This is a genomic window from Aquabacterium sp. (assembly GCF_035476535.1).
GTDB lineage: Bacteria > Pseudomonadota > Gammaproteobacteria > Burkholderiales > Burkholderiaceae_C > Pseudaquabacterium.
Window position 1 is genome coordinate 1 of the sequence record NZ_DATILJ010000046.1, and the last position, 10437, is coordinate 10437.

Here is a 10437-nt window from a genome sequence, read left to right on the forward strand (position 1 = left end):
ACGGATGCACAAATGAACGTTTGGTTTTCAAGGCTCTCTTTCTTGGTTACTTCTTTCTGAGCCAGCAGAAAGAAGTGACCCGCCTGCCGGGGCGGGACCCGGCGCAGTGCCACAAGTGATCACCGTCCGCCCAACAACACAACAACACAACAAACCCAGAGTCTCAGCCCGACTCAGCCGGCGCCGGGGCACTCAACCGCCGCGAATTCACAGGATCGCGGAACACCAGCGGGTGCTCGGTGACCGGCCGCAGCGCAGCCGCCCCCGCCCTCGCCACGACCTCTGTCACCAGGTGATGGTGCGGACTCTTCACGCACACCGGGTCAGCCATCGCCGGATCCTGCGCAATCAGGTAGGCCTGGCAGCGGCAGCCACCGAGATCCACCTCGCGCTGGTCGCAACTGGCGCAAGGTTGCTTCATCCACCCCGTGCCGCGATAACGATTGAAGCCCTCGGAGTCGAACCAGATCTCGCGCAGACCGTGATCGCGCACGTTCGGAAAGCTCAGCCCCGGCAGCATCTTGGCCGTGTGGCAAGGCAGCGCGGTGCCGTCAGGCGCCACGGTGAGGAACATGCTGCCCCAGCCGTTGACGCATTTCTTCGGCTTGCCTTCGTGGTAATCGGGCGCGACGAAGAAGATCTTCATGCGGTCGCCGAGCTTGGCCCGCCAAGCATCGGTCACTTCCTCGGCGCGGCGCAGTTGCTCATGCGTGGGCAGCAACTGCTCGCGGTTCAGGTAGGCCCAGGAGTAGTACTGCGTGTTGGCCAGCTCGATGTATTCGGCACCGAACTCCGCCGCCATGCCGATGATGCGGTCGATGTGATCGATGTTCATGCGGTGGATCACCACGTTCATCACCATCGGCCAGCCCTGGTCCTTGATGATCTTCGCAACGCGGTTCTTCAGCTCGAAGGTCTTGGTGTGCGAGAGAAAGTCGTTCATCTCGCGCGTCGAGTCCTGGAAACTCAGCTGCACGTGGTCCAGCCCCGCGGCTTTCAGCGCCTTGGCGCGGGCTTCGGTGAGGCCGACGCCGGAAGTTAGCAGGTTGGTGTAGTAGCCCAGGCGATGGGCCTCGGCAACGATGATCTCCAGGTCGTCCCGCACCAGCGGTTCGCCGCCCGACAGGCCGCACTGCACGGCGCCCAGCTCACGGCCCTGGCGCAGCACGCGCAGCCAGTCCTCGGTGGACAACTCGTCGGCCTGCTGCGCAAAGTCCACCGGGTTGTAGCAGAACACGCAGTGCAGCGGGCAGCGGTAGGTCAGCTCGGCCAACAGCCACAACGGCGGGCCGGGCTTCGAAAGGCTTGCGCTGCTCATGTCATTCCCAAGTCAGCCAGCGTTGCTGGCCAGCCAGCTCGACAAAACCCAGCACGTCCTTGCGCAAGTCCTTCAGGTTGAAGGTCTGCTCGATGTCGAGCACGATGGCTGCCACGTCGCGCTGGCCGTCGCAGCGTTTCATGATCTCGCCGGCACTGCCATTGAGCTTGACCATGCCCTCGGGGTAGAGCAGCACATGGCAGTCCTGCACGGGCTCCCATTGCAGCCGGAAGCCGGGGGCGACGCGGGGCCGGGTGGTGTCGACAACTTCGCTCATGCGCTAACGCCGTATTTGAGCGCCATCGCATCGTTCATCGCCCACAGGATGTCGAGCTTGAACTGCAGCACTTCCAGCGCCCGCTCCTGCATCGGCCGGGTGTCGAAATGGTCCAGCGTGATGGCCAGGCCCTGTTCGACATCGCGCCGCGCCTGGCTGACGCGGTTGCGGAAGTAGGCCAGGCCTTCGGACTCGATCCAGCCGTAATGTTCGGGCCAGGTGGCCAGGCGCTGCTTGTGGATCTCGGGCGCGAAGAGTTCGGTCAGCGATGAGCACACCGCCTCCTGCCAAGGCGCGCGGCGCGCGAAGTTGACGTAGGCGTCGACCGCGAAGCGCAGCGCCGGGATCACATGGCGCTGGTCCAGCACCTCTTCGCGCGTCAGTCCCACGGCCAGGGCCAGGCGCAACCAGGCTTCGATGCCGCCTTCGTCCTTCACGCCGCCGAGCTCGAAACCGTCGTGGTCCAGGATGCGCTGCACCCAGCCGCGCCGCACCTCGCGGTCGGGGCAGTTGGACATCACGGCCGCGTCTTTTATCGGTATCGCGATCTGGTAGTAGAAGCGGTTGGCGACCCAGCCGCGAATCTGCTCCGGCGTGGCCCGCCCGCCGTTGAGCATGACGTTGAACGGGTGGTGGATGTGGTACGAACGCCCGCGCTCGCGCAGCTTGGCTTCGAACTCGTCACGGGTCCAACTGTCCAGGGAAGTCATGGGCTCGCTCACAGCGTGATCGTCATACGGTCTTCGCAGACCTCGATGCGGTGCTGCAGCAGCAGCGCGCGTTCATCGGAATCTTCATCGAGGATCGGGTTGGTGTTGTTGATGTGGATCAGCAACCGGCGGGTTGGCGCGGGCAGCTTGTCCAGCCACTCGATCATGGCGCCCGGGCCGGACTGCGGCAGGTGCCCGATCGAGCGCGCCGTCTTGCGGCTGAGACCCAGGCCGATCATCTCGTCGTCGGTCCAGAAGGTACCGTCGACCAGCACGGCGTCGGCGCCGGCCATCACGTCGAACAGCGCCGGCGTGATCTCGCCCAGGCCCGGCGCATAGAAGGCGCTGCGGCCGCTGCGCTCGTCGCGGATCAGCAGGCCGATGTTGTCGCCCGGCACCGGCGCTTCGCGGTGCGGTGAATACGGCGCCGCCTTGCTGGACAGCGCAAAGGCGCGCAGGCTCAGGCCCGGTGCGCCGGGCACGGCGAAGGCCGTGCCATCGGGCACGATGCGCTCGCGCTGCACGCCGCAGAAATGACCCAACACGCGCAGCACCGGGTTGCCCTCGGTCAAGTCCTCGGCCACCGGATCGGTGCACCACAGCGGCAAGGGCGTGCCGCGTTCACGCAGCATGAACAGGCCCGTGGCATGGTCGATCTGGCCGTCCATCAGCACCACGCCGGCTATTGCCGTGTCACGCACCGCGCGGGCCGGCTGCAGCACCGGATGGCTGCGGATCTGCTCCAGGATGTCGGGCGAGGCGTTGAACAGCACGCCGTCGGTGGCCTCGTCGCCCTGCACGAAGATCGACGACTGGGTGCGTGGCACGGCCCGCACGGCGCCGCTGCGCACGCCGGCGCAATTGCGGCAGTTGCAGTTCCACTGCGGGAAGCCGCCGCCGGCGGCGGAACCGAGGATGGTGATGCGCATCGTGGACACGCGCAGCCGCCCCGGGCCTGAACCCGGGGCGGCGGCAGCGCAAGAGGGTTGCTCAGCGTGCCGAGATGTACATCGTGATTTCGAAGCCGAAGCGGAAATCAGTCGCGGTCGGGGTTTGCCATTGCATGAAGAGTCTCCTGGGAGTGGCGCAGTCGCCGGCCGGCCACTGCGGGGATGCATTGATCCCTTGACGCATGATGGCGGCGCGGCCAGCCCGCGCCCAGCCCTCGGATCATGAGACGCACCTCATGATTTTCATGAAACTGGTCGAGGAGGCAGGTCCAGGCAAGGCGCGGCCGATCGGCACGGGTCCAGCCGATACCATCGATGCCGTGTCCGCTGCCGTCCCCACCGCCGCCTTCGCCCTCGCTGCCGCCGGGCCTGCCACGCTGTACCCTGACACGCCGCCGTTTCGCACGCACCGCCTGCCAGTGGGCGATGGCCATGTGCTGCACGTGCAGGAGCATGGCTGTGCCGAGGGCTTGCCGGCGCTGCTGCTGCATGGCGGCCCGGGTTCGGGCTGTTCGCCACTGCTGCGGCGCTTCTTCGATCCGAAGCGCTATCGCCTGATCTGCATGGACCAGCGGGGTGCCGGGTTGAGCCGACCGCGCGGCGACATCACGCACAACACGACAGCCCATCTGCTGGCCGACCTGCGCGCGCTGCGCGCACACCTGGGCCTGGCGCGTTGGCTGGTGGTGGGCGGCTCGTGGGGCGCAACGCTCGCACTGGCGCATGCCGCGGATCAGCCGCAGGCCGTGGCCGCGCTGCTGCTGCGCGCCAGCTTCCTCGCCCGCGCCGACGATCTGCACTGGTTCTTCCGGGGCGTTGCAGTCGAGCAGCCGCAGGCCTGGCAGCACTTCGCCGACCACGCGCCGGCGGAGCGGCGTGACGACCTGCTGCCGTGGCTGGCCGAGGTGTTCGCGCAGCATGACCCCGCGCGGTGCCGGGCCATTGCATCGGCCTGGTCGCAGTGGGAGCAGGCGCTGGCCAGCGGCGCGGCGGCGCAGGCATCGGCCCCCCAAGCCGACGACCCCGCGTTGGGAGCGCCGGTCAACCCCGCACTGGACGCGCTGATCGATCGCTACCGCGTGCAAAGCCACTACCTGCTGCATCGCTGCTGGCTCGATTCACCGACGTTGCTCGATCGCTGCGCCGCCAGCCCGACCGTGCCCACGCTGCTGCTGCATGGCCGCGAAGACCGCATCTGCCGTCCCGCAGGCGCGCTGGCGCTGCACCGGCAGCTGCCGCACAGCGCATTGCAGTGGCTGGACGGCGTCGGCCACGATCCCACGCACCCGGCGATGGTCGATGCGATGGTGCGGGCGCTGCAGTGCTACGCCGCGCAGGGCGACTTCGGGAGCCCGGCATGACCTTGCGCCTGCAGATCAACCTGATCGTCGGCGCGCTGACCGTGCTGTTCGTGACCGCGGTGATCGGCTTGCAGCTGCGTAGCCTGCGGGAATCGGTGCACGAAGAGGTCGCGGCAGCCAACCGCGTGGCGGCGCAGCTGCTCAACCGCACCGCCTTTCGTTACGCGGCCCAGGGCACGCCGGCGATGCTGGCCTTTCTGCAGGGCGTGGGCCGCATCCGCTCGAACGACATCACGCTGGTCGATGCGCAGGGCGTGGAGCTGTACCGCTCGCCGCCGTCGCCGTACAAGGCCGGACGCGACGCGCCGGCCTGGTTCGAAGCGCTGATCACGCCGCCGCCCTCGGCGCAGTCGATCGAGTTTCCCGACGGCAAGCTGGTGGTGCAGGCCAATGCCTCGCGCGCCGCCATCGATGCCTGGGACTACACGGTGGGGCTGAGCAGCGGCGCGCTGGCGCTGCTGGTGCTGGTCAATGCGCTGGTGTTCTGGCTGGTCGGGCGCACGGTGCGGCCCTTCGGCAAGATCGTCGCCGCCCTGAACCAGGTGCAGGCCGGCCGCTTCGACGTCAGCCTGCCGGCGCTGGCCGGCACCGAAGCGGCCGCCATCGGCCGGGCCTTCAACCGCATGGTCGGCGACCTGCAGGACCACATCGAAACCGAGAAGCGCGCACTGCGTGCCGAAACCCAGCTGTCCGACAGCCGCGAGTTGACACGCTGGATCGAACAGCATGTCGAGCAGGAACGGCGGCTGATCGCCCGCGAGCTGCACGACGAACTCGGCCAGTCCGTCACCGCGATGCGCAGCATGGCCTTGTCGATCGCGCAGCGCGTGGGCGCGCTCGATGCGCAATCCGAACAGGCAGCGCGGCTGATCGCCGACGAATCCTCGCGGCTGTACGACGCGATGCACGGCATCATCCCGCGGCTGACGCCGCTGGTGCTGGACAACTTCGGCCTGGCCGAAGCGCTGGACGACCTGGTCGAGCGCACCCGGCGCAGCCAGCCCGGCGTCGAGATCCAGCAGCAGGTCGACCTGGGCGCCGCGCGCCTGCCCGGCGAGCTGGCGCTGACGCTGTACCGCGCCGCGCAGGAAGGCATCACCAACGCGCTGCGGCATGGCCAAGCACGCCACTTGCGGCTGAGCCTGCGCGGCAGCGACACCGAGGTCACATTGAGCCTCGTCGACGACGGCGTGGGCCTGGCGCCCGACTGGTCGCAGCGCACCGGCCACTACGGCCTGCGCTGGCTGGGCGAACGCGTGCAGGCGCTGCATGGCCAGCTCGATGTCGACGCCGTGGCGCCGCACGGTGCGCAGCTGCGCCTGCGCGTGCCGCTGCCTACCGATTCCCGGCCGCCCCAGGAGACTGAATGATCCGCGTGATGCTCGTCGACGACCATGCGCTGGTGCGCATGGGCTTTCGCATGCTGCTGGCCGATGCGCAGGTGGAGGTGGTGGCCGAAGTCGACAGCGGCGAGCAGGCCTGCATCGACTACCCGCGGGTCAAGCCCGACGTGGTGGTGATGGACCTGTCGATGCCCGGCATGGGCGGGCTGGAGGCCGTGCGCCGCTTGATCGCGCAGGATCCCAAGGCCCGCGTGCTGGTGCTCTCGGCCCATGAAGACACAGCCCACCCGCGGCGGGTGCTGCGCGCGGGCGCGCTGGGCTACCTGACCAAGCGCAGCGCGCCGGATGCACTTATCGCCGCGGTGACCGCGGTGGCCGCCCACGAAGCCTATGTCGACCCACTGACCGCCCGGGCGCTGGCCATGGCCCAGGTCACCGGCGAGACCAGTCCGGCCGAGACCCTGAGCGAACGCGAGTTCTCGGTCTTTCTGCAGCTCGCCCGCGGGCTGTCGGTGGCGCAGATTGCCGACAACCTGAAGCTGTCGCCCAGCACGGTGGGCACGCACCTTTACCACATCAAGCAGAAACTGAGCGCCAGCAACCAGTCGGAGCTGACCTTGATTGCACTGCAGTGGGGATTGATTCAGGTCTAGCGCCAGCACCCGGATGAGGGTATACCCGACATCCCGGCACGCTTGTTGCCCTTGAGTCCGCAACTCCCGGCGATGCGGTCCGGGGCTTGCCCCAAGGTGGTGCCATGCGCTGGCTGTTCGTGTTCTTTCTGGCACTCACCGGAGTTCCGGCCTGGTGCGAAGGCATCGTCGAGGTGCTGGCGCGTTCACAGCAGCAGCGGCTGGAAGCCAGCCCCGAAGCCGACCCGCAGGCGCCGGCCAGCCGCACGATCCGCCGGACCTTCGACACGCTGCTGCGCCGCGCCGGCCCGCTGCCGCCGGTCGAGTTGCGGGTGGTCAGCGGCGCGGCGCTGGCCGAGACGCTGCATGGGCGGGTGATCGTCGTCAACCAGTCGCTGGCCGATCTGACCGAGGGCGAGCGCTTGTTCATCCTGGCGCATGAACTCGGCCACGTCATGCTGGGCCACTGGCCGCAGATGACCGGTGTCTACCAGGCCTGGGTGCCGGGAGAGGTGCTGCGGCCACAAACCGACGCCGTGGCGCCGCAGCTCGGCCGCGAAGCCTCGGCGATGGCCCACCGGCACGAGTTGGAGGCCGACACCTTCGGCTTGCGGGCGCTACGCGAACTGGGTCACTCGCCGCGGGACGCCGTCTCGGCCTTCATGGCCATGGGCGTGCGCAGCGACAGTGCCACGCACCCCGGAACACGCAAGCGCCTGGCCTCGTTGCGCGCGGCCGAAGCCGCGCTCACCGGCGCTGAATGAGGCTGGCGCGGCGGCAGCGCCGCGCCAGGCGGGTGGTCGTCAGGCCACGACCTGGAACGAACTCATCGAGCTGGTCAGCCGTCCCGTCTGGCCCTTGAGGGATTGCGCCGCCGCGGCCAGCTCTTCCACCAGTGCCGCGTTCTGATGCGTCATCGAGTCGATGTGCGCGATCGCCTGGTGCACCTGGCTGATGCCGCTGTTCTGCGACTGGCTGGCCTCGGCGATGTCGCCGATCAGGCCGGCCACGCTCTTCACGCTGTCCAGGATCTCCTGCATCGTGCGCCCGGCATCGTCGACCAGCCGTGAGCCTGCGCTCACTTTCTCGCTGGAGTCGCCGATCAGCGTCTTGATCTCGCGCGCGGCGGTGGAGCTGCGCTGGGCCAGGCTGCGCACCTCGGAGGCCACCACCGCGAAGCCGCGGCCATGTTCGCCGGCCCGCGCCGCTTCCACCGCGGCATTCAGCGCCAGGATGTTGGTCTGGAAGGCAATGCCGTCGATCACGCCGATGATCTCGGAGATCTTCGTGGCGCTGGTGTTGATTTCGCCCATGCGGGCGATCACGTCGCGCATGATCGACGCGCCGCGCGCCGCCACCTCGCTGGACACCGTGACGACCTTGCGCGCCTCGTTGGTGCTCTCGGTGTTGCTGCGCACGGTTTCGGCGAGTTGCTGCATCGAGCTGTTGGTCTGTTCCAGCGCACTGGCCTGGCTTTCGGTGCGATTGGACAGATCGACGTTGCCGCTGGCAATTTCTTCCGACGCGCTGTTGACGCCGTCCACCGTCTGCCGCACGTCCAGCACCATCGTGCGCAGCTTCTTGCGCATGCCGTTCAGTTCGCCGCGCAGCCAGGAGATTTCATCCCGGCCTGGCGAGGTGATCTTGGTCTCCAGGTCGCCGCCGGCGATGCGGATGACGCATTGCACCGTCGATTCCACCGACTGCTTGATGCTGGCCACGATGGCCCAGCCGCCGAGCAGCGCGAACAGGACGCCGGCGATCGTCAGCGCCCCGGTCAGTTGCAGTGCCGTGCGCGCCCGCGGCGTGGCCTGGTCTTGCAGTGCCCACAGCGTGCTGCCGCCGATCAGCGCCATCAACACCGCCATCACCACAAACCCAATCATCATCCGCTTGACGAGGCTGACCTTGCGAATCCATTCCATTACCGTCTCCTGAGACACCTGAGCGCGGACATGAAAGTCGCCGCGTGAACATCCAAGCTTGCCGCAACTTCGGCAAAAACGATCAGCGCTTTAGGGCCGGTTCACACCGGTATCTGTCGTTTGAACAGCCTCTAGTCGATGACCGGCCATCGTTCACGCACGGCGTGGGCGCGCAGGCGCTCATCGGGGCGCACCGCCACCGGGTCGGTGACGGCCAACAGCAGCGGCAGGTCGCTGGCCGAATCGGAATAGAACCAGGACCGCTCGAATGCCGACAGCCCGCCGGCCGGCGGCGGCCGGCGCTCGGCCAGCCAGCCTGCGACGCGTGTCACCTTGTGTTCGCGGTAACACGGCAGGCCGGCGATCTCGCCGGTCAGCGCGCCCTGCGGCGAGCCGTCCGCGGTGGCGGGCTCGGTGGCCACCACCTGGTCGACGCCGAACAGGCGGGCGATGGGCTCGGCGATGAAGCGCGTGGTGGCGGTGACGATGGCGCACAGGTCGCCGGCGTCCTGGTGCTGCTGCACCAGCGCGCGCATCGCCGCGGGCAGGCGCGGCGCCACGCGCAGTTCGAACTCACGCCCCCATTGGTCGAGCAAGGGCCGCGGAAAACAGGCCAGCGGGGCCACGCTGGCCCGGTGCATGGCGTGGATGTCCAGCGTGCCGGCCACGTACTGGTGGCAGAAGTCGAGGTAGCGTTCCGCCGCGCTGTCCGGCAGCACGCCGGCACTGACCAGGAATTCCGTCCAGGCCATGCCGCTGTCGAACGGAATCAGCGTGTGGTCCAGGTCGAACAGTGCGAGCTTCATGCCGCCAGCGCACCGGCGTGGTTCTGCAGCCGCGCCGGCAAGGCGCCGCGCAAGGCGTTGCAGACCATCAAGGCCTCGGCCGCCAGCAGGTCGGCGTGCGACAGGCTGCGTTCGGCCGCCTGCCAGGCCGGATCGGCCAGCACCGCAGCCCGCATCACGCCCGGCAGCGCGCCGTCGCTCAGCGGCGGCGTCCACCAGCGGCCGGCGAGCCGCACGAACACCGAACTGCGCCCGCCCTCGACCAGCCGGCCGTCGCGGCTGAAGAACAGGCTGTCGAAGGCGCCGGCCTGCTCGGCCGCGCGCACGCCGGCGTCGTAGGCCTGGCGCAGCGTGGTCTTGTGGCCGGACAGCGGGTTGGCTCGCGGCAACGGCACCGGCGCCATGAGCAGGCCGACCGGCGTTTCGGGCAAGCGCTGCAGCACGGCGTGGCTCAGCGTGATCTGCCCGTCGTGCGCCAGCGCCAGCCGCAGGCGGTGGGCGCTGCCCGGCGGCAGCGAAGCGGCGCGTTGCTGCAACGCCTGGCTCGCCGCGGCGGGGTCGAAGCCGAAGCCCAGCACCCGGGCGCTGTGCGCTATGCGCGCCAGATGCTGCTCCAGACGGTGAATGCCGCCGCCGGGTTCGACCAACATGGTTTCGAACAGCGCGAAGCCCGGGTCGTGCCCGGTCAGGAAGCGGGCTTTCAGCCGGCATTCGTCGAACTCGTCGGCCGCCACGCTGTCCTGCACGATGCCGGCGCCCACGCCGAGCACCAGCGGTCGCAGCCCCTGCTCGGCCGGCCCCAGCGTCAGCGTGCGAATGGCCACGCTGAGGCAGAAGTCGCCACAGCGCGCGCCGTCCCGCGGTGCGTCGACCCAGCCGATGGCGCCGCAGTACAGGCCGCGCGGCGTGGATTCCAGTTCGCCGATCAGCGCCATGGTGTGGTGCTTGGGCGCGCCGGTGATCGAGCCGCAGGGGAACACCGCGCGCAACAGCTGCGGCATGTCGACCTCGGGCCGCCGCGTGGCGTGCACGGTGGAAGTCATCTGGAACACCGTGGTGTAGGGCTCGATGGCAAACAGCGCCGGCACCGTGACCGAGCCGATCTGCGCAATGCGACCCAGGTCGTTGCGCAGCAG

Annotated in this window: 12 protein-coding genes; 4 read left to right on the top strand and 8 right to left on the bottom strand. The window is 68.7% G+C overall.

Features of this window, described 5'->3' with window-relative positions:
- Positions 1-163: 163 nt before the first annotated feature.
- The 5 genes from pqqE to pqqA all read right to left on the bottom strand — a co-directional run bounded on the left by pqqE (position 164) and on the right by pqqA (position 3370).
- The gene (pqqE, locus tag VLK61_RS04830; RefSeq protein ID WP_325418850.1) at positions 164-1318 is read right to left on the bottom strand and encodes a pyrroloquinoline quinone biosynthesis protein PqqE; all 1155 of its coding nucleotides are present in this window, start codon (positions 1316-1318) and stop codon (positions 164-166) included.
- Position 1319: 1 nt separating this feature from the next.
- Positions 1320-1595 carry a pyrroloquinoline quinone biosynthesis peptide chaperone PqqD gene (pqqD, locus tag VLK61_RS04835; RefSeq protein WP_325418852.1) on the bottom strand — a complete coding sequence of 92 codons (276 nt, stop codon included), beginning with the start codon at positions 1593-1595 and terminating at the stop codon, positions 1320-1322.
- The gene (gene pqqC, locus VLK61_RS04840; RefSeq protein WP_325418854.1) at positions 1592-2305 is read right to left on the bottom strand and encodes a pyrroloquinoline-quinone synthase PqqC; all 714 of its coding nucleotides are present in this window, start codon (positions 2303-2305) and stop codon (positions 1592-1594) included. Before pqqC ends, pqqD begins: the two co-directional genes overlap by 4 nt.
- An 8-nt stretch (positions 2306-2313) precedes the next feature.
- Entirely contained in the window at positions 2314-3234 is a 921-nt protein-coding gene (pqqB, locus tag VLK61_RS04845; RefSeq protein ID WP_325418856.1) for a pyrroloquinoline quinone biosynthesis protein PqqB, read from the bottom strand.
- A 61-nt stretch (positions 3235-3295) separates the two neighbouring features.
- Complete coding sequence (pqqA, locus tag VLK61_RS04850; protein WP_325418871.1) at positions 3296-3370, bottom strand: pyrroloquinoline quinone precursor peptide PqqA; 75 nt, start codon at positions 3368-3370, stop codon at positions 3296-3298.
- A 121-nt stretch (positions 3371-3491) separates the two neighbouring features.
- On the opposite strand from pqqA, the gene VLK61_RS04855 reads away from it, so the two are divergent.
- The 4 genes from VLK61_RS04855 to VLK61_RS04870 all read left to right on the top strand — a co-directional run bounded on the left by VLK61_RS04855 (position 3492) and on the right by VLK61_RS04870 (position 7355).
- Positions 3492-4616: an alpha/beta fold hydrolase gene (locus tag VLK61_RS04855; protein WP_325418857.1), complete on the top strand. Its 1125-nt coding sequence runs from the start codon at positions 3492-3494 to the stop codon at positions 4614-4616.
- On the top strand, positions 4613-5986 hold the full coding sequence (locus VLK61_RS04860) for a HAMP domain-containing protein (protein ID WP_325418859.1): 1374 nt from the start codon (positions 4613-4615) through the stop codon (positions 5984-5986). The genes VLK61_RS04855 and VLK61_RS04860 overlap by 4 nt, the downstream gene beginning before the upstream one ends.
- Positions 5983-6612 carry a response regulator transcription factor gene (locus VLK61_RS04865; RefSeq protein ID WP_325418861.1) on the top strand — a complete coding sequence of 210 codons (630 nt, stop codon included), beginning with the start codon at positions 5983-5985 and terminating at the stop codon, positions 6610-6612. The genes VLK61_RS04860 and VLK61_RS04865 overlap by 4 nt, the downstream gene beginning before the upstream one ends.
- A 104-nt stretch (positions 6613-6716) precedes the next feature.
- Positions 6717-7355 (top strand): M48 family metalloprotease, encoded by a 639-nt coding sequence (locus VLK61_RS04870; protein WP_325418863.1) that lies wholly within the window; start codon positions 6717-6719, stop codon positions 7353-7355.
- A gap of 39 nt (positions 7356-7394) precedes the next feature.
- Here the strand turns inward: VLK61_RS04870 and VLK61_RS04875 are convergent, their stop codons facing one another.
- The 3 genes from VLK61_RS04875 to VLK61_RS04885 all read right to left on the bottom strand — a co-directional run.
- Positions 7395-8516 (bottom strand): methyl-accepting chemotaxis protein, encoded by a 1122-nt coding sequence (locus VLK61_RS04875; protein WP_325418865.1) that lies wholly within the window; start codon positions 8514-8516, stop codon positions 7395-7397.
- A 131-nt stretch (positions 8517-8647) separates the two neighbouring features.
- On the bottom strand, positions 8648-9322 hold the full coding sequence (locus VLK61_RS04880; RefSeq protein WP_325418867.1) for an HAD family hydrolase: 675 nt from the start codon (positions 9320-9322) through the stop codon (positions 8648-8650).
- A partial coding sequence (locus VLK61_RS04885; protein WP_325418869.1) for a chorismate-binding protein occupies positions 9319-10437 on the bottom strand: 1119 nt, incomplete at its 5' end. The genes VLK61_RS04880 and VLK61_RS04885, both read right to left, overlap by 4 nt.